This is a genomic window from Alphaproteobacteria bacterium LSUCC0684 (assembly GCA_041228335.1).
Lineage (GTDB): Bacteria > Pseudomonadota > Alphaproteobacteria > Puniceispirillales > UBA1172.
Genome location: CP166130.1, coordinates 686018 through 703875, shown reverse-complemented (window position 1 = coordinate 703875; position 17858 = coordinate 686018). Strand labels below are relative to the sequence as shown.

Annotated in this window: 31 protein-coding genes; all 31 read right to left on the bottom strand. The window is 56.1% G+C overall.

All coding sequences use genetic code 11. From position 1 onward, the window contains the following. Nucleotide 1: 1 nt before the first annotated feature. The gene (locus tag AB8880_03350; protein XDZ66444.1) at nt 2-394 is read right to left on the bottom strand and encodes a CrcB family protein; all 393 of its coding nucleotides are present in this window, start codon (nt 392-394) and stop codon (nt 2-4) included. Next, entirely contained in the window at nt 391-1320 is a 930-nt protein-coding gene (locus AB8880_03345) for a hypothetical protein (protein ID XDZ66443.1), read from the bottom strand. The genes AB8880_03350 and AB8880_03345 overlap by 4 nt, the downstream gene beginning before the upstream one ends. Continuing rightward, the gene (locus AB8880_03340) at nt 1320-2642 is read right to left on the bottom strand and encodes a replication-associated recombination protein A (protein ID XDZ66442.1); all 1323 of its coding nucleotides are present in this window, start codon (nt 2640-2642) and stop codon (nt 1320-1322) included. Before AB8880_03340 ends, AB8880_03345 begins: the two co-directional genes overlap by 1 nt. Nucleotides 2643-2760: 118 nt before the next feature. After that, a complete protein-coding gene (gene rplQ / locus AB8880_03335) occupies nt 2761-3189 on the bottom strand; it encodes a 50S ribosomal protein L17 (protein XDZ66441.1) in 429 nt (142 codons plus the stop codon). Between the two features lie 23 nt (nt 3190-3212). After that, nucleotides 3213-4229 (bottom strand): DNA-directed RNA polymerase subunit alpha, encoded by a 1017-nt coding sequence (locus AB8880_03330; protein ID XDZ66440.1) that lies wholly within the window; start codon nt 4227-4229, stop codon nt 3213-3215. 74 nt (nt 4230-4303) lie between these two features. Then, nucleotides 4304-4699, bottom strand: a complete 396-nt coding sequence (gene rpsK, locus AB8880_03325) for a 30S ribosomal protein S11 (protein XDZ66439.1) — start codon at nt 4697-4699, stop codon at nt 4304-4306. A 24-nt stretch (nt 4700-4723) separates the two neighbouring features. Further along, nucleotides 4724-5092 (bottom strand): 30S ribosomal protein S13, encoded by a 369-nt coding sequence (gene rpsM, locus AB8880_03320; GenBank protein XDZ66438.1) that lies wholly within the window; start codon nt 5090-5092, stop codon nt 4724-4726. Between the two features lie 106 nt (nt 5093-5198). After that, a complete protein-coding gene (locus AB8880_03315; protein XDZ66437.1) occupies nt 5199-5777 on the bottom strand; it encodes an adenylate kinase in 579 nt (192 codons plus the stop codon). Then, nucleotides 5774-7111, bottom strand: coding sequence for a preprotein translocase subunit SecY (secY, locus tag AB8880_03310; GenBank protein XDZ66436.1), 1338 nt, complete (start codon nt 7109-7111; stop codon nt 5774-5776). Before secY ends, AB8880_03315 begins: the two co-directional genes overlap by 4 nt. Nucleotides 7112-7113: 2 nt before the next feature. Beyond that, nucleotides 7114-7602: a 50S ribosomal protein L15 gene (gene rplO / locus AB8880_03305; GenBank protein ID XDZ66435.1), complete on the bottom strand. Its 489-nt coding sequence runs from the start codon at nt 7600-7602 to the stop codon at nt 7114-7116. Between the two features lie 18 nt (nt 7603-7620). Further along, on the bottom strand, nt 7621-7812 hold the full coding sequence (gene rpmD / locus AB8880_03300; protein ID XDZ66434.1) for a 50S ribosomal protein L30: 192 nt from the start codon (nt 7810-7812) through the stop codon (nt 7621-7623). A 12-nt stretch (nt 7813-7824) separates the two neighbouring features. Continuing rightward, nucleotides 7825-8406 carry a 30S ribosomal protein S5 gene (rpsE, locus tag AB8880_03295; protein XDZ66433.1) on the bottom strand — a complete coding sequence of 194 codons (582 nt, stop codon included), beginning with the start codon at nt 8404-8406 and terminating at the stop codon, nt 7825-7827. Nucleotides 8407-8415: 9 nt separating this feature from the next. Next, nucleotides 8416-8778, bottom strand: coding sequence for a 50S ribosomal protein L18 (gene rplR, locus AB8880_03290; GenBank protein XDZ66432.1), 363 nt, complete (start codon nt 8776-8778; stop codon nt 8416-8418). A gap of 8 nt (nt 8779-8786) precedes the next feature. Then, nucleotides 8787-9320: a 50S ribosomal protein L6 gene (gene rplF / locus AB8880_03285; GenBank protein ID XDZ66431.1), complete on the bottom strand. Its 534-nt coding sequence runs from the start codon at nt 9318-9320 to the stop codon at nt 8787-8789. 10 nt (nt 9321-9330) lie between these two features. Further along, nucleotides 9331-9729: a 30S ribosomal protein S8 gene (gene rpsH, locus AB8880_03280; GenBank protein XDZ66430.1), complete on the bottom strand. Its 399-nt coding sequence runs from the start codon at nt 9727-9729 to the stop codon at nt 9331-9333. A gap of 15 nt (nt 9730-9744) precedes the next feature. After that, nucleotides 9745-10050 carry a 30S ribosomal protein S14 gene (gene rpsN / locus AB8880_03275; GenBank protein ID XDZ66429.1) on the bottom strand — a complete coding sequence of 102 codons (306 nt, stop codon included), beginning with the start codon at nt 10048-10050 and terminating at the stop codon, nt 9745-9747. Nucleotides 10051-10064: 14 nt separating this feature from the next. Further along, nucleotides 10065-10607: a 50S ribosomal protein L5 gene (rplE, locus tag AB8880_03270; protein ID XDZ66428.1), complete on the bottom strand. Its 543-nt coding sequence runs from the start codon at nt 10605-10607 to the stop codon at nt 10065-10067. Between the two features lie 16 nt (nt 10608-10623). Next, nucleotides 10624-10941, bottom strand: coding sequence for a 50S ribosomal protein L24 (gene rplX, locus AB8880_03265; protein XDZ66427.1), 318 nt, complete (start codon nt 10939-10941; stop codon nt 10624-10626). Beyond that, nucleotides 10941-11309 carry a 50S ribosomal protein L14 gene (gene rplN / locus AB8880_03260; GenBank protein XDZ66426.1) on the bottom strand — a complete coding sequence of 123 codons (369 nt, stop codon included), beginning with the start codon at nt 11307-11309 and terminating at the stop codon, nt 10941-10943. The genes rplX and rplN overlap by 1 nt, the downstream gene beginning before the upstream one ends. A 19-nt stretch (nt 11310-11328) precedes the next feature. Then, complete coding sequence (rpsQ, locus tag AB8880_03255; protein ID XDZ66425.1) at nt 11329-11583, bottom strand: 30S ribosomal protein S17; 255 nt, start codon at nt 11581-11583, stop codon at nt 11329-11331. A gap of 11 nt (nt 11584-11594) precedes the next feature. Beyond that, the gene (gene rpmC / locus AB8880_03250) at nt 11595-11804 is read right to left on the bottom strand and encodes a 50S ribosomal protein L29 (GenBank protein ID XDZ66424.1); all 210 of its coding nucleotides are present in this window, start codon (nt 11802-11804) and stop codon (nt 11595-11597) included. Nucleotides 11805-11813: 9 nt separating this feature from the next. Further along, complete coding sequence (rplP, locus tag AB8880_03245) at nt 11814-12227, bottom strand: 50S ribosomal protein L16 (protein XDZ66423.1); 414 nt, start codon at nt 12225-12227, stop codon at nt 11814-11816. 15 nt (nt 12228-12242) lie between these two features. Continuing rightward, complete coding sequence (gene rpsC / locus AB8880_03240) at nt 12243-12938, bottom strand: 30S ribosomal protein S3 (protein XDZ66422.1); 696 nt, start codon at nt 12936-12938, stop codon at nt 12243-12245. Beyond that, nucleotides 12938-13315, bottom strand: coding sequence for a 50S ribosomal protein L22 (gene rplV / locus AB8880_03235; GenBank protein XDZ66421.1), 378 nt, complete (start codon nt 13313-13315; stop codon nt 12938-12940). The genes rpsC and rplV overlap by 1 nt, the downstream gene beginning before the upstream one ends. Nucleotides 13316-13324: 9 nt before the next feature. Further along, nucleotides 13325-13600, bottom strand: a complete 276-nt coding sequence (gene rpsS / locus AB8880_03230; GenBank protein XDZ66420.1) for a 30S ribosomal protein S19 — start codon at nt 13598-13600, stop codon at nt 13325-13327. 12 nt (nt 13601-13612) lie between these two features. Then, nucleotides 13613-14437: a 50S ribosomal protein L2 gene (rplB, locus tag AB8880_03225; protein XDZ66419.1), complete on the bottom strand. Its 825-nt coding sequence runs from the start codon at nt 14435-14437 to the stop codon at nt 13613-13615. 4 nt (nt 14438-14441) lie between these two features. Further along, nucleotides 14442-14771 (bottom strand): 50S ribosomal protein L23, encoded by a 330-nt coding sequence (locus AB8880_03220; protein XDZ66418.1) that lies wholly within the window; start codon nt 14769-14771, stop codon nt 14442-14444. Next, nucleotides 14768-15385, bottom strand: coding sequence for a 50S ribosomal protein L4 (gene rplD, locus AB8880_03215; GenBank protein XDZ66417.1), 618 nt, complete (start codon nt 15383-15385; stop codon nt 14768-14770). The genes AB8880_03220 and rplD overlap by 4 nt, the downstream gene beginning before the upstream one ends. Before the next feature lie 5 nt (nt 15386-15390). Next, nucleotides 15391-16260 carry a 50S ribosomal protein L3 gene (gene rplC, locus AB8880_03210; GenBank protein ID XDZ66416.1) on the bottom strand — a complete coding sequence of 290 codons (870 nt, stop codon included), beginning with the start codon at nt 16258-16260 and terminating at the stop codon, nt 15391-15393. A gap of 15 nt (nt 16261-16275) precedes the next feature. Further along, on the bottom strand, nt 16276-16584 hold the full coding sequence (gene rpsJ / locus AB8880_03205; protein ID XDZ66415.1) for a 30S ribosomal protein S10: 309 nt from the start codon (nt 16582-16584) through the stop codon (nt 16276-16278). Between the two features lie 70 nt (nt 16585-16654). Next, nucleotides 16655-17845, bottom strand: a complete 1191-nt coding sequence (gene tuf / locus AB8880_03200; GenBank protein ID XDZ66414.1) for an elongation factor Tu — start codon at nt 17843-17845, stop codon at nt 16655-16657. Between the last annotated feature and the right edge of the window lie 13 nt (nt 17846-17858).

Here is a 17858-nt window from a genome sequence, read left to right as displayed (position 1 = left end):
CTTACTGCCCCCCGGCCATCAGGCGCACAGCTCCCGCTGCCATCGCAAATGCAGCAACCGACAACAGCACCGAGCCGATCAGATAGAATCCGGCCATACTCACCTGCCCGCGGTCAATCATGACCGCAATATCAAGCGAGAAGGAAGAAAACGTTGTCAGCGCACCAAGAAAACCGATCAGAATCATCCCGCGCAAAGGTTCACTCAGATAAAGCATGCCTGCGCTGATCATGCCATAGGCAAGGCCCATCAACCCGGACCCGACGACGTTGACCATCAGGGTTGCCAGCGGCTGCCAGTATGCCCCCAGCATCGCGACAACCACAAGAGATATGGCGTAGCGGCTGACCGCCCCCAATGCACCACCTGCAGCAATGAACAGCACCGTTATCATTGGTCCTGTCTAGCGTAGCCAACGCCGAATATCCAGCCTTCTTGAGCGGCGCTCGCGCGCGCCGGCGCTTCAATCGGGAAGATCTGATCCGGGCAGTGTCGGTCACGCAATGCCGCGGCTGAAATCATCGCGTCGCTGTCGTCCTGATCCGGCAGTTTTTCGGCAAGTGACCTTGCAGGTTCGGCCTGATAGAAGGCAAGTGCCCTGTTCAACGCAGAAAGCGGGGCATCACGCTTCATCCTGTCGGTAATGCCGGCCATGGAAAAATAAAGCGACGGGAAGATTTCAACCACCGCCAGCTGCCCGGCACCATCTTTTTGCACTGCCGGCAGGATTGGCCAGATCCACGCCTGCCGCTTGAGCCGGTGCAGCAACCTCATGCCAGCAAGCGAGCCGGTACCAACACCTGCCGGGCCGACGCAATTGAACGTCGGGGATGGCGATCTGCCATTCACCCGTGCCGCCATGATCTCGGTCATCCGGCGGCGGGATGAAAACAACTCGCCACGTCCGCCTCGTCCATCCCGGCGCCTTGGCGCATTATAGAACCGGCGCAGCTCCGGATGCCCCCAGATCCCCCCGCCATAGAGATGAGCTTCATCCGCCGACGCGTGCTCCACCACCTGCCACAGCTCTTCAGGTGTTTTCGGTGAAGCCGGATATGCCGGGAAATACCCTCCATCCTCCGACATCGGATGGACAAAAGCAAAGTCAATACCGGCAAGAACCGATCTGCCCTCCTTCTTGAAATCGAGCAGCAGCGTCAGGATATCGGCCCGGGACCAGCCAGTTCGTGCAGGCGGCGACAGAATCTCGGGGCAGGCATGGCCAGGTGCTGCCAGCGCCACCTGTATCCCGCGATGATATTCCCCCCGGGCACCAGACCAGTCTATCCCGAGAAAAGTATCGAAACCCGGTGTCGCCATCAGCTTTCCTGCCGGGTCTTTTCTTCACGTTTTTTCTGCCACCAGTCGAGCCGTTTCTGGATTTCCCGTTCAAATCCACGCTCCACCGGATGATAGAAACGGGTACGCGGAAGATCATCGGGGAAACAGTTCTGCCCTGAGAATCCGTCTTCGGTATCGTGGTCATAGACATACCCGCTGCCATAGCCGAGCTCTTTCATCAGCCCGGTAGGTGCATTCAGAATATGTTGAGGCGGCATGAGCGAGCCTGTTTCCCGGGCCTTCCGCATGGCTTCCTTGAACGCAACATAGACCGCGTTTGATTTCGGGGCCGTGGCGAGATAGAGCACCAGCGACGCCACCGCAAGCTCACCTTCCGGCGACCCCAGCCGTTCATAGGATTGCCATGCCGAAATCGCATGGCTGAGCGCTTCGGGTTCGGCAAGACCGATATCTTCGGATGCAAACCGGGTCAGCCGCCTCAGGATATATCGGGCATCCTCCCCCCCGATCAGCATCCTTGCAAGCCAGTAAAGCGCCGCATCGGCATCGGATGACCGGAGGGATTTATGCAGCGCCGACATGAGGTTGTAATGATGGTCACCGGCCCGGTCAAACGCCATGGAACGTCGTGACAGGACTCCAGCCAGCGCTTCGGGGTCAAGAGGTGCGGCATTTTCATCCTGAACATTGAAGATCGTCTCGATCATATTGAGCATATACCGGCCATCACCGTCCGCCATGGCCTTGAGCGCTTCGCGTGCATCGTCGGTCAGGCCAAGCTTACGTCCTGTTGCGGTTTCCGCACGCCCGATCAGCTGGCCGAGCGCCGCATCATCAAGCCGGTTGAGCACCAGCACCTGGCACCGCGACAGCAACGCCCCATTGAGGGCAAAGCTCGGGTTTTCGGTTGTCGCCCCGACCAGCACCACCCTGCCATCCTCAACATGGGGCAGAAGGCCGTCTTGCTGGGCTTTATTGAACCGGTGGACTTCATCGACAAAGAGCAGCGTTCCCTGCCCCAGTGCGCCGCGTTCATCCGCCCGGGCAAAGACCTTGCGCAATTCAGCCACCCCATCAAACACCGCCGAGACCGGTTCAAAAGCCAGTTGCGCCCGATCCGCCAGCAACCGCGCGATTGTGGTCTTTCCCGTGCCGGGCGGCCCCCAGAAAATAAGCGATGGCATTGTCCGGCCACTGGCGGCAGCATCCAGCATCCGGGTCAGCCTGCCTTCAGGTCCGATAAGATGATCCTGTCCTGCCACCTCATCAAGCCGCATCGGCCGAAGTGTCTCGGCCAGTGGCTTCTGGCGGCTGTCCTCGAATAGTGTTGATCCACTCATGCCGTATTATTCCATGGTTCCGGCCGCAATGCCATGATGCGATACCGCCCGCAAGCCCTGCTGCCAAGAAAAAAGGCCGGCAAGCCGGCCTCGTTTCAATTGATATCTTCTTTCAGCCTCAGGCAACAGCTTCAGCAGCGGTATCCTCGTCAACCATGACCGGGCCTGAATCCTGTCCCCGTGCATCTTCATCACGATCGACGAATTCGATCACCGCCATGGCCGCGCTGTCACCGTAACGGTAGCCAGCCTTGATTATTCTGATATAGCCGCCCTGACGCTCTTCATAACGTGGGCCAAGCACATCAAAAAGCTTGGTAACCATGGCATTGTCACGCAAGCGGGCAAAAGCCAGACGGCGAGCGTGGAGATCACCACGCTTGGCCAGGGTAATAAGACGTTCGACAACCGGACGCAGCTCTTTTGCTTTCGGCAGCGTTGTCACAATCTGTTCATGCTTGATCAGAGCCTGTGACATGTTGCGGAACAGCATCTGGCGATGCTGGGAGGTGCGGTTAAGTTTGCGACCTGACATACGATGACGCATTTTTCTCTCCTTCTGGTCCGGCCTTAGAAAGGCTCATCCAGACGCTTGGCCATTTCTTCAATATTTTCAGGTGGCCAGTTAGGGACATCCATGCCGAGTTCGAGACTCATCGTTCTCAGCACTTCCTTGATTTCATTCAGCGACTTGCGGCCAAAATTCGGAGTCCGGAGCATTTCCGGCTCGGTTTTCTGCACAAGATCACCGATATAGACAATGTTGTCGTTCTTCAGGCAGTTTGCCGAGCGGACGGAAAGCTCCAGCTCATCCACCTTTTTCAAGAGGTTGCGATTGAACGGAATGTCATCCGCATCATCGGCCGCAGTCGTTACTGAAGGCTCTTCGAAATTGATCATCGGCTGGAGCTGATCCTGAAGAATACGGGCCGCAAAGGCAACCGCATCTTCGGGAAGAACCGACCCGTCCGTCTCAAGGGTGAGGATCAATTTGTCGAAATCAGTCCGCTGGCCGACACGGGTATTTTCCACCTTATAGGCAACCTGGCGGATCGGCGAGTAAATCGCATCAACCGGAATAAGCCCGATGGGCGAGTCTTCAGTCCGGGCTGAACTTGCCGGCACATAGCCGCTGCCGGTTTCCACGGTCAACTCGACATTAAGGGTAGCGCCCTGATCAAGGGTACAGATCACATGATCCGGGTTCATGATTTCAACACCATTGACCAGATTGATCATCCCGGCGGTAACCGTGCATGGGCCTTCGGCTGAGAGACGCAGGCGCTTCGGGCCTTCAACGGTCATCTTCACCGCAACACCCTTGATATTCAGCACCATATCGGTGACATCTTCGCGAACACCCGGAATAGATGAGAATTCATGCAAGACGCCCTGGATCTGCACCGATGTGATCGCTGCACCCTGAAGCGACGACAAAAGGACACGACGCAGCGCGTTGCCAACGGTAACGCCAAAGCCACGCTCGAACGGTTCAACCGTGATCGAGGCCTTGTTTGGGTTTTCATCCGAAGATTTGACCGTTTTGTTTTCAGGCTTTTTCAGTTCCTGCCAATTCTTTTCAATCATGGCGATGTATCCTTCAATAATATATCCGCCCATTCAAGGGCAGTGGCCGGACAAACCGGTAATAGCAAATCCGATCAGACCCGGCGGCGCTTGCGCGGACGACAGCCGTTATGCGGGATTGGCGTAACGTCACGGATCGAGGTGATGTTGAACCCGACCGACTGGAGCGCACGCAATGCACTTTCACGACCCGTACCAGGTCCACGCACCTGAACATCAAGGGTTTTCATGCCATGCTCGATCGCCTTCCGGCCCGCATCTTCAGCGGCCAGCTGTGCGGCATAGGGGGTGGATTTCCGTGACCCCTTGAATCCCATCCCACCTGCGGAAGACCAGGAAATTGCGTTACCCTGAACATCGGTGATCGTGATCTTGGTGTTGTTGAACGACGCGTTGACATGCGCAACACCGTTGCTGATGTTCTTTTTCTCGCGGCGGCGGACACGTGCTTGTGAGGGCTGTTTTGCCATAAATACTCTCCTGGACGATCCGGATTATTTCTTCTTACCAGCAATGGCCTTGGCCGGGCCTTTGCGGGTGCGGGCATTGGTGTGGGTGCGCTGGCCGCGAACCGGCAGATTGCGGCGATGGCGAAGACCACGCAGACAGCCGAGATCAAGATATCGCTTGATGGCCATCGAGTTCTTCCGGCGCAGATCACCTTCGACAAGATAGTCGGCATCGATGATATCCCGGATCTTTGTCAGTTCATCCTCGGTGAGATCGTTGACGCGACGCTCATCGGTCAGGCCTGCACGTTCACAGATCTTGCTGGCCGACGTCGGGCCAATGCCATGAATATAGGTCAGGGCAATTTTCACCCTTTTCTTGGTCGGTATGTTGACACCAGCGATACGAGCCACTGCCCTCTCCTCTTTCACTACGACTTTTCCGAGTGCCCGCTTGAAGAATATTCCACTCCACAATGGGAAAGCGAATTATAATGCGCGCATTCGTCCAGTCAACCGGTCAGTTCTGCTGACCTCCCAGAATTTCACCAATAGCTGACGCCACGCGTTCAATCGGTTGCATGCCGTCAACAACACTCATATTCCCGTATTCACGATAATACGGCAGAATCGGTGCCGTGCTTTCGTGATAAACCTTCAGTCTTTTGGCAAGCACTTCGGCACTGTCATCGCTGCGTGCGCCGCCGCTTTCCTGAGCCCGGGTCTCGATCCGCTTGACCAGCGCATCTTCATCCACCCTGATCTCAATCACATGATCAATTTTAAGGCCCATCTCGCCAAGCATCGCATCCAGACCTTCGGCCTGGGCAATGGTGCGCGGGAAACCATCAAGGATTACACCCTTTGAACAATCCGGGCTTTCAAGCCGCTCCCTGATCATGCCAAGGATGATATCATCGGCGACAAGATCACCTGCGTCCATGATCGCCTTTGCCTTGAGCCCGAGTTCCGTGCCGTCGGCAATAGCCTGACGGAGCATGTCACCCGTGGAAAGCTGCACAAAACCATGTTCGGCAACCAGCCGTTCGGACTGGGTGCCCTTGCCTGCACCTGGAGGTCCAAGAAGGATGATATTCAACGCTTCCTCCCCCGCAGGTTGGATTTTTTCACCAGCCCTTCATATTGGTGAGCCATGAGATGTGACTGGACCTGCGTTACCGTATCCAGCGTCACCGTCACCACGATCAGAAGGCTGGTACCACCGAAATAAAATGGCACGCTGTACTGGCTGATCAGCAGCTCCGGCAGGATACAGACCGCTGAAAGATATGCCGCGCCAAGCACCGTAAGCCGGGTCAGCACATAATCGAGGTAATCGGCCGTCGCCTGACCTGGCCGGATACCGGGGATATAGCCGCCGTAGCGGCGCAGATTTTCTGATGTATCCTGCGGATTGAATACAATTGCGGTGTAGAAAAACGCAAAGAAGACAATCAGGCCGATATAGACCGCCAGATAGAGCGGCTGGCCGCGACCAAGCATGGCGTTCAGCGTCACCAGCCATCCCGCACCCCCATCCGAGCCAGAGGTCAGATTGATGATGGATACCGGCATCAGCAGAAGAGATGAGGCAAAGATCGGCGGAATAACGCCGGGCACATTGATCTTCAGCGGCAGATGCGATGCCTCGCCACCGAACATTTTATTGCCCATCTGGCGCTTCGGATACTGGATAAGAATCCGGCGAAGCGAACGTTCAATGAAGACGATGAGCGCAATCACCCCGATCGCCATGACCATGAAGAACAGGATCAGCAGCGGCGACAACGCTCCGGTGCGGCCAAGCTCAAACGTACCGGCAATCGCGACGGGCAGATTGGCAACAATACCGGAGAAGATGATAAGCGAAATTCCGTTCCCGACACCGCGGGCGGTTATCTGCTCACCAAGCCACATGAGAAAGAGCGTGCCACCAACAAGCGTGACCACCGTTGTGATACGGAAGAAAAGCCCCGGGTCAATCACGACACCGGATGCGGATTCAAGGCCGACGGCAATACCATAGCCCTGCACCGTCGCCAGCACCACCGTGAGATATCGCGTATACTGGTTGATGGTCTTGCGCCCAGCCTCCCCTTCTTTCTTGAGGGTTTCGAGCGATGGCACGATAGCGGTCATCAACTGCATGATGATCGAAGCCGTAATATACGGCATGATGGTCAGCGCAAAGATCGTCATCCGCCCAAGCGATCCACCTGAGAACATGTCGAACATGCCCAGAATACCGCTCGAATTACGGGAAAAGATTTGGGCAAGGGCGGTCGGATCAATCCCCGGAACAGGAATATATGTCCCGAGGCGATAGATAATGAGCGCACCTAAGGTGAAAAGAATACGCTGTTTCAGGTCCGAGGCCTTTGCAAAAGCCTCGAGCCCCATACCAGGCGCCATTCTTTCCGGGGAACGAGCCATGTTTATTCAGCGTCCTTGTTTGTATCAGCCTTGGCGGCAACCACCGTTACCGATCCGCCAGCCTTTTCTACCGCCGCAATGGCAGCAGCAGATGCGCCCGCAACCTCAAGGGTGACCTTTGCCTTGATCTCACCATTGGCAAGAAGACGGATCCCGTCTTTGGCCTTGCTGACAATACCTGCAGACTTGAGCGCGTCGGCATTGATCATTTTCTTGGCATCGATACGCCCGGCATCGATCGCCCCTTGTATCAGGCCGACATTGACCACTACATACTGCTTGCGGAATACGTTGTTGAAACCGCGCTTTGGCAGACGGCGGTGAATGGGCATCTGCCCGCCTTCAAAGCCGTTAATGGAAACACCGGAACGTGCCTTCTGGCCTTTATGACCGGAACCGGACGTTTTGCCTGTGCCTGAACCGATACCACGTCCAACACGCTTACGGTTGGCGCGAGCGCCATTGTTATCTCTGATTTCGTTGAGTTTCATCTTTTATCTCCGGGGCACTTATTCGCTGTCTTCGACACGCACAAGGTGAGCTACCTTGTTGATCATGCCACGAACCGACGGGGTGTCCTCGAGTTCCCGGGTACGACCGATCTTGTTGAGACCAAGACCGATAAGGGTTGCCCGCTGATCTGCCTTGCGGCCGATCGGGCTTCCGGTTTGGGTCACTCGCACTGTTGCTTTCGCTGCCATCCCTGTTCCCTCTTAGTTTGCTACGGCTTCTTCAGCCTGGGTTTCTTCAGTGTTCTGGCCACCTTTACGGCTGCCAAGGATATCACCGACACGCTTGCCTCTTTTCGCGGCGACCTGACGCGGAGCCTGGATACGGGAAAGAGCCGCAAAGGTTGCCTTGATCATGTTATGCGGGTTTGATGAACCAATGGATTTGGCAACAATGTCCTGAATGCCAAGGGTTTCAAAAACGGCACGCATCGGACCACCGGCAATGATACCCGTACCCGAAGGCGCTGCCCGCAGGATGACATGCCCGGCGCCATAATGCCCCGATACGTCATGATGCAGCGTGCGACCATCGCGAAGAGGAACCCGGATCATGTTGCGCTTGGCGCTTTCGGTTGCCTTGCGGATGGCTTCGGGCACTTCACGTGCCTTGCCTGAACCAAAGCCGACACGGCCCTTTGCATCACCGACCACGACCAGCGCGGCAAAGCCGAAGCGGCGACCACCCTTGACCACCTTGGCCACACGGTTGATGCCGACGAGCTTGTCGATCAGTTCCGGTTCTTCACGCGTGGTGTCGCGATTTTGTCTGTCCTGACGTGCCATGAAGATCTCCTAGAATTTCAGCCCGGCTTCGCGCGCGGCTTCCGCCAGCGCCCGGACCCGGCCATGGTAAATAAAGCCACCACGATCAAAAACGACATCGGAAATGCCCTGTTTCATCGCGCGTTCAGCAACCAGTTTGCCGATTGTTGATGCGGCATCCATATTCGCACCGGACTTGATCGTTGAACGAAGATCCTTGTCCAGGCTTGATGCGGAAGCGATCGTGGCGCCGCTTTTATCATCAATGATCTGGGCATAGATGTTCTTGGATGACCGATGCACCGAAAGACGCGGCTTGCCCCCGCCAAGTTTGGCGATGCTGGCGCGGTTGCGGCGACGGCGGCGGATAAATAGTTCTCGTGAAGTAAACATCAGTGCCTCTACTTCTTCTTGCCTTCTTTGCGCAGAATCTGCTCGTTCTCATACCGAACACCCTTGCCCTTATAGGGTTCAGGTGGCCGCTTTGCCCGGACTTCGGAAGCAAACTGGCCGAGGATCTGCTTGTCGTGGCTCGACAATTTGACCTGGGTGTTGTTTTCAACACTGCATTTGATCTCAGATGGTACTTCCATCTCAACCGGATGGCTGTAACCAAGATTGAGCACAAGTTTCGTCCCCTGCATCTGGGCGCGATACCCAACGCCATGGATGGTCAGGTTCTTGGTGAACCCTTCGGAAACACCCTGGACCATATTGCTGACCAGCGCCCGCGCGGTTCCCCAGAGGGCGCGTGACTTGTTGCTGTTCTGCATCGGCTTGACCACGGCTTCCTCTTCACCAATCGAAAGCTCGACCAATGGCGGCAGAGCCATGGCCAACTCGCCATTGCTGCCCTTGGCCGAGACCATGCCATCAGCGAGAGACAGGCTGACACCTTGTGGAATTTTAATGGGGCTTCCGCCAACTCGTGACATCAAGACCTCCCTAGAATACGTGGCAGAGAATTTCTCCGCCAACCTTGGCTTCGCGAGCTTCAATGTCAGACATCACCCCGCGAGGTGTTGAAAGAATGGCAATACCAAGGCCATTATAGACACGGCTCAGATCCTTGATCTTCGAATATACCCGGCGACCTGGACGCGATACACGCTTGATCTCGGAGATCACAGGCAGGCCGTCATGATATTTCAGCTGAATCTGCAGCTCATGAATACCCGGGCGCTTTTCAACGCTCGAATAATCACGGATATATCCCTCACGTTTCAGCACATCGAGTACATTTGAACGAAAGCGGGAGGCCGGGCTGACCACGGTATCCTTGCGGGCGCTCTGGCCGTTACGGATGCGTGTCAGCATATCACCAAGAGGATCACTCATTGTCATCTTTTTATTCCTCTCTTACCAGCTGGACTTGACAACACCGGGCACCTGACCAAATGAGGCCAGATCACGGAGTGCGATACGGGACATACCCAGTTTACGGTAATAGCCGCGTGGACGGCCGGTTACCTGACACCGGTTACGCAGACGGGTCTTGGCGCCGTTACGTGGCATCTGGGCAAGTTTCAGATTGGCATCAAACCGCTCTTCAATGGGAAGGGAGCGATCCATCACCAGGGCCTTCAGACGCGCACGCCGGGAGGCGTTGCTGCTGACTTTCTTGGCACGTTTCAGGTTCTTATCGATTGCGCTTTTCTTAGCCATCGTATTCCCTCGCCTTAGCTGGTGAACGGAAACTGGAAGTTACGAAGCAGTTCGCGGGCTTCGTCATCCGTTTTCGCTGTTGTTACAACAATGATATCCATGCCGCGGATGCTTTCGACCTTGTCGTAATCGACTTCCTGAAAGACGATCTGCTCCTTGAGCCCCATGGAATAATTCCCGCGACCATCAAAGCTCTTCGGGTTCAACCCACGGAAGTCACGAACACGCGGCAGCGCAATGTTCACCAGGCGATCCATGAATTCATACATCTTTTCGCGGCGCAGGGTGACCTTGCAGCCAACCGGCATGCCTTCGCGCAGCTTGAAGGATGCAACAGCCTTCTTGGCGCGGGTGATAACAGGCTTCTGACCGGTAATGGCGGAAAGTTCCTGGGCAGCGCTATCAACTTTCTTTGAGTCGCGGACACCTTCGCCGACACCCATGTTGATCACGATTTTCACCAGTTTCGGCACTTCCATTGAATTCTTGTAGCCGAACTTTTCCATCATAGCTGGTCGAACAGCCGTCGTATAATGTTCTTCTAGACGCGTTTTCATCTCAGCTTCCTTGCACTTAGCCGATTGCCTTGCCGGAACGGCGGGCAATACGGGTTTTCTTCCCATCCTTGATCTCATAGCCGACACGTGTTGGCTTGCTGTTATCGGGATCAATATGAGAGACGTTGGAAATATGAAGCGGGGCTTCACGCTTTTCGATCCCGCCCGGTCCTGCCTGCGAGGCACGAACATGCTTGGTCACCATGTTGACGCCCTGGACAAGAACCCGGTTTTCAGACCGAAGAACTTCAACCACCTCACCGGTCTTGCCTTTTTCGCGACCGGTGATGACGACCACCTGATCGCCTTTCTTGATTTTGAATTTCTGGGCCATTACAGCACCTCCGGCGCGAGGGAAATGATCTTCATGAACCGGCGTGACCGCAATTCGCGTGTTACCGGGCCGAAGATACGTGTTCCGATCGGCTCATTCGAATTGTTGATAAGCACCGCCGCGTTACGGTCAAAACGGATGACCGTTCCATCGGGACGCTTGATCTCGCTTGCGGTGCGAACGATCACGGCACGATGCACGTCACCTTTCTTCACACGCCCCCGCGGAATAGCTTCCTTGATGGAGACGACGATGATATCGCCCACGGCAGCCACTTTACGGCCGCTTCCCCCAAGTACCTTGATGCACTGGACCCGACGCGCGCCGGAATTATCAGCAACATCAAGATTAGTTTGCATCTGAATCATGATAAACTCCCGCTATCGGCTAGTTGGCACCGGCGACTTCAGCGTCGTCATAGATAACCGTGTAGGTTTTAGACTTTGAAATCGGAGGGCATTCCTCGATCCGGACCCGATCACCGATCTTGAAACGGTTTTCAGCATCATGGGCGGCAAACTTCTTCGATTTCGAGATAAACTTCTTGTAAAGAGGATGCATCAGTCGCCGTTCGACCTTGACGACAACTGTCTTGTCGCCCTTGTCGCTGACAACCACACCCTGAAGAATACGCTTTGGCATAATTAAACTCCTTATGCGCCGGTTGCCGCGGCCATTTCAGCCAGCACGGTTTTGACCCGGGCGATCTCGCGGCGGACCAGCCGCATGCGTGCCGGATTTTCCAGCTGACCTGTTGCCCCCTGAAACCGCAGGTTATAGGCCTCTTTCTTGAGATCCGTCAGTTGCGCTTTCAGCTCATCCGATGTCTTGGCGCGAAGATCCTGTGCTTTTACCACTGCCATCTTGTTCTCCTATTCACCCAGACGCTTAACGATACGGGTATCGAGCGGCAGTTTTGCCGATGCCAGCGCCAGCGCTTCACTGGCGAGATCCCCGCTGACCCCGTCGACTTCAAACATGATCCGGCCGGGTTTCACTCTGGCTACCCAGTATTCCGGGTTACCCTTACCTTTACCCATCCGGACTTCGGCTGGCTTGCTGGATACAGGCACATCAGGAAAGATGCGGATCCAGACACGGCCGGCACGACGAAGGTGACGGGTAATGGCACGGCGGGCCGCTTCGATCTGGCGAGCGGTGACCCGGGCCGGGGTTGTAGCCTTCAGCCCATAGGCGCCGAAATTCAGCTGTGTTCCGCCTTTGGCATTGCCGTGGATACGGCCCTTATGCGCCTTGCGGAATTTGGTACGTTTTGGTTGCAGCATGCCTCAGCCTCCTGCTTACGATGCGTTGCGCGGGGCTGGCGCAGATTGCTGCTCAGCCAGGCGCTTGTCCTGTGCCATGGGATCATGGGCCATGACTTCACCCTTGAAGACCCAGACCTTGACACCGCATGCACCGTAGGTTGTATGGGCGGTAGCTTCGCCATAATCCACCTCGGCACGAAGTGTATGAAGCGGCACCCGGCCTTCACGGTACCATTCGGTACGGGCGATCTCCGCGCCGCCAAGACGGCCGGCGCAGTTGATACGAACCCCAAGGGCACCAAGCCGCATCGCGGACTGAACCGAACGCTTCATGGCGCGGCGGAAGGCAACCCGGCGCTCCAGCTGCTGGGCGATCGACTCGGCCACCAGTTTGGCGTCAATTTCAGGCTTGCGGACTTCAACAATATTGAGGCTGACTTCACTGCCAACACGCTTGGTCAGGTCAGCACGCAGGCTTTCGATATCTGCGCCCTTCTTGCCGATGATGAGCCCCGGACGACCTGCATAGATCGTGATCCGTGCGCGACCCGCCGGACGCTCGATGACGACGCGGCTAATTGCAGCGGCCTTGAGGCGATCCATCAGGTGTTCGCGCAATTCACGGTCCTGGTGCAGGAGCGATGCGTAATTGCGATCAGCGTACCAGCGGGAATCCCAGGTGCGGTTAATGCCGAGCCTCAGCCCGATTGGTTTGATTTTCTGTCCCATCAGGCGTCCTCTTTCTCGGATACAATAATGGTGAGGTGTGAAAACGGCTTCAAAACACGTGCGCCACGGCCACGGGCGCGGGCACGGAACCTTTTCATCACCAGCCCCTTGCCAACATGCGCTTCCTGAACAACCAGGCGATCCACATCAAGCGAATGGTTGTTTTCAGCATTGGCGATAGCCGACTGAAGCGCTTTCTTCACATCAATAGCGATACGGCGGCGTGAAAAGCTCAGCAGAGCCAATGCCTTATCCGCATTCTTGCCCCTGATCAACCCGGCCACTTCGTTCAGCTTCTGCGGGCTGACACGAAGATTGCGTACAACAGCGCGAGCCTGATTGTCAGCCAGAGGGCGTGGTTTCGATTGCTTACCCATAACTTACCTCTAACGCTTCGATTTCTTGTCGGCCGCGTGCCCGTAATAGGTACGGGTCGGGGCGAATTCACCGAATTTGTGACCAACCATATCCTCGGAAACGAGAACCGGAATGAACTTGTTGCCGTTATGTACACCAAAGGTCAGTCCGACAAACTGCGGCATGATGGTGGACCGGCGAGACCAGGTTTTGATCACTTCCTTGCGGCCGCTTTCGCGCGAGGCATCCGCTTTTTTCAGCAGATAGCCATCAACAAAAGGACCTTTCCAAACAGAACGTGCCATCTCGTCTATCCCTTATGCCTTGCGACGGCGCACAATCAGGCGATCCGTCTTCTTGTTATTGCGTGTCCGCTTGCCTTTGGTCGGCTTGCCCCATGGTGTCACCGGATGACGACCACCTGAGGTCTTGCCCTCACCGCCACCATGCGGGTGATCGATCGGGTTCATGGCCACACCACGAACGCTCGGGCGACGACCCAGCCAGCGGCTGCGTCCTGCCTTTCCAAGCTTGATATTCTGCTGATCCGAGTTGGAGACAGCACCGATGGTGGCCATGCATTCGGAACGCACCATCCGGACTTCACCGGAAGCCAGGCGAAGAATTGAATAGGACTGGTCACGGCCGATCAGCTGCACATATGTACCGGCAGAACGTGCCAGCTGCCCACCCTTGCCGGCTTTGAGCTCGACGTTGTGGATGATCGTACCCACCGGAATTGAAGAAAGCGGCAGGGCATTGCCAGGCTTGATGTCCGCCTTTGCCGAAGAAATCACCGTATCACCAGCAGCCAACCGCTGGGGCGCCAGAATATAGGACTGCTCCCCATCGGCATAGGTGATCAGCGCGATAAAGGCTGTCCGGTTCGGATCATATTCGATACGCTCAACCGTTGCCGCCACATCCATCTTGCGACGCTTGAAATCGACCAGACGGTATCTCCGCTTGTGACCACCACCCTTCTGCCAGGCCGTGATATGACCGGAATTGTTCCTGCCGCCAGATTTGGTCAGGCCTTCGGTCAGTTTCTTGACTGGACCGCCCTTATGCAGATCGGAACGGTCAACGGTGACAAGACCACGCTGGCCGGGTGACGTCGGGTTATACTGCTTTAATGCCATCCCCTTACACTCCCTGCATCAGATCAATGCTCTGGCCGTCAGCCAGGGTCACGATCGCTTTTTTCTGGTCGATGCGGCGGCCCAGGACACCGCGGAACCGCTTTGTCTTGCCTTTCAGGACCGACGTGTTCACCGCCTCGACATTTACCTTATAGAGCAACTCAACCGCCGCCTTTATCTCAGGCTTGGTGGCGCTCATCGGCACGACAAAGCCGATCTTGTTCTGCTCTGCCTGCATCGTTGACTTTTCGGTTACGATGGGGCGCAGAATCGTATCATAGGCCTTATCCTGTGACATGAACGTTTCGGTCTTTGCGCGGGGACGGATACTCATTTCAGCCGCTCCTCAAGATGGGCCGCGCTGTCCTTGGTCAGAACCAGTACATCACGACGCAGAATGTCATATACATTAATTCCCTGCTGCGGCAGCACATCGATATTCGGAATGTTGCTGGCGGCGCGCTGGAATTTCTCGTCAATTGCCTCACCCCCGATAATGAGGGCGTTTTCAAGACCAAGCTTGCTGAGCTTGCCCTTGAGAGATGCTGTCTTGCCATCAGCCTTCAGCTCATCAACAATGAACAGCTTGCCGTCACGTGCCTTGCTGGAAAGAGCGGAACGCAGCCCAAGGGCACGAACCTTTTTCTGCAGGCTGTGGGCATGATCACGCAGGACCGGGCCATGAACAACACCGCCGCCACGAAAGATGTTGGTTGAACCTGCACCATGACGCGCACGGCCTGTTCCCTTCTGGCGATACATCTTGGCACCGGTACGGCTGATCTCGGAACGGATCTTGACCTTGTGGTTGCCGGCGCGGCGCTTGGCCAGCTGCCAGTTGACCACGCGGGCCATGATATCGGCACGTGGCTCAATCCCGAAGACATCATCGGCAAGACTTACGTCGCCTGCTGCCTTGTTATCGAGAGTTTTAACTGCAAGTTTCATCACACTTACTCGCCTTTCTTCTCTTCCTCAACAGCCTCAGCTGCGGGGGCTTCATCTGCCTGAGCTTCTTCGGCAGGGGCGTCTTCGGCTAGATTATCTTCTGCCGGGGCGCCCTCGGCTGCCATATCCTCTGCCTGAACATCTTCAGCCGGGGCGTCTTCGGCCGCAACTTCATCAGCAGGCGTTTCATCAGCCATGGCATCGGCGAGCAGACCGGCCGGGAACGGGGCTTCATCCGGACGCGCTGCTTTCAGTGCATCACTGATTAGCACATACCCGCCCTTGCTGCCAGGAATGGCGCCACGGATCAGGATCAGCCCTTCGGCCGGATCAGTAGCAACAACTTCAAGATTCTGGGTGGTCACCCGTTCAGCCCCCATATGGCCAGCCATCTTCTTGCCTTTGAAGACCTTGCCCGGATCCTGGTTGTTACCGGTGGAGCCGTGTGAACGATGCGAGATCGACACACCATGGGAGGCGCGAAGACCGCCAAAGTTATGGCGCTTCATGGCACCGGCAAAACCCTTACCCTGGGAAATACCGACAACATCAACCATCTGGCCGCTGACATAGTGATTGGCACCAAGTGTTGCACCAACCTCAAGCACCGCATCTTCGGAGACACGGAATTCAGCAAGTTTGGCCTTGGCTTCAACGCCAGCCTTGGCGTATTGACCGCGCAGGGCCTTGTTGACGTTTTTCACCTTGCGGGAGCCAACACCAAGCTGAAGGGCGGTATAGCCATCCTTTTCCTTGCTGCGGACCTGCGTGACCTGGCAGTTTTCCATCTGCAGGACGGTTACCGGCACATGGGCACCATCCGCGGCAAACACGCGTGTCATCCCAACTTTTCGAGCAATTACGCCGCAACGCATGGGTAAGACCTTTCCTTAAAGCTTAATTTCAACGTCAACACCGGCGGCCAGATCGAGCTTCATGAGCGCATCAACGGTCTGCGGTGTTGGGTCGATAATGTCAAGAAGACGCTTATGCGTCCGCATTTCAAACTGCTCACGGCTCTTCTTGTCGATATGGGGTGAACGAAGAACGGTGAACCTCTTGATCGAAGTCGGCAGCGGAATAGGACCGCAGACTTCAGCGCCAGTACGCTTGGCCGTGTTCACGATCTCTGTCGTGGACTGGTCAAGAATACGATGATCAAATGCCTTGAGCCTGATCCGAATATTCTGATTTTCCATTTTCTTAACCCTCTGGCGCTTACCAAAAGAGAACCGGCGAAAGTCCCGCCGGTTCTGATGATTAGTTTACCTACTTAACGATGCTTGAGACGACGCCGGCGCCGACGGTACGGCCACCTTCGCGGATAGCAAAGCGAAGACCTTCATCCATCGCGATCGGCGCGATCAGCTCCACCGTCATCGCAATATTGTCTCCGGGCATCACCATCTCCGTCCCTTCCGGCAACGTCACCGATCCCGTCACATCCGTCGTCCGGAAATAAAACTGCGGACGATAGTTCGAGAAGAACGGCGTATGACGTCCACCTTCATCCTTCGTCAGGATATACGCTTCCGCCTTGAACTCCGTATGCGGCGTGATCGATCCGGGCGCCGCCAGAACCTGCCCGCGCTCAACTTCCTCACGCTTCGTGCCACGAAGCAGAACCCCGACATTGTCTCCGGCCTCGCCCTGATCCAGCAGCTTCCGGAACATCTCAACACCCGTGCACGTCGTCTTCTCCGTCGCCTTGATCCCGACAATCTCGATCTCTTCGCCGACCTTAACCATGCCACGCTCAATACGGCCCGTCACCACCGTCCCGCGTCCCGAAATCGAGAACACATCCTCGATCGGCATCAGGAACGGCTGATCCTTCGGACGATCCGGCTGCGGTATATACGCATCTACCGCCGCCATCAGCTCCTCGATCGCCGACTTGCCGATCGTATCATTCGTCCCTTCAAGCGCCGCAAGCGCCGAACCCTTCACGATCGGAATATCGTCTCCAGGGAAATCATAGCTCGACAGAAGCTCCCTGATCTCAAGCTCAACCAGTTCCAACAACTCCTCATCGTCAACCTGATCGGTCTTGTTCATGAAAACCACCAGCGCCGGAACACCTACCTGACGCGCCAGAAGAATGTGCTCACGCGTCTGCGGCATCGGTCCGTCCGCCGCGGATACAACAAGGATCGCTCCATCCATCTGCGCCGCACCCGTGATCATGTTCTTCACGTAATCCGCGTGACCCGGGCAGTCAACATGCGCGTAATGACGATTGGACGTCTCATACTCAACATGTGCCGTCGATATCGTGATACCGCGAGCGCGCTCTTCGGGCGCCTTGTCAATCTGGTCATACGCCTGAAACTCCGCACCTCCGGATTCCGCCATCACCTTCGTGATCGCCGCCGTCAGCGTCGTCTTGCCATGGTCAACGTGCCCTATCGTGCCGATGTTTACATGCGGCTTGCTTCGATCAAACTTTTCCTTCGACATATCTGCCTCCTAG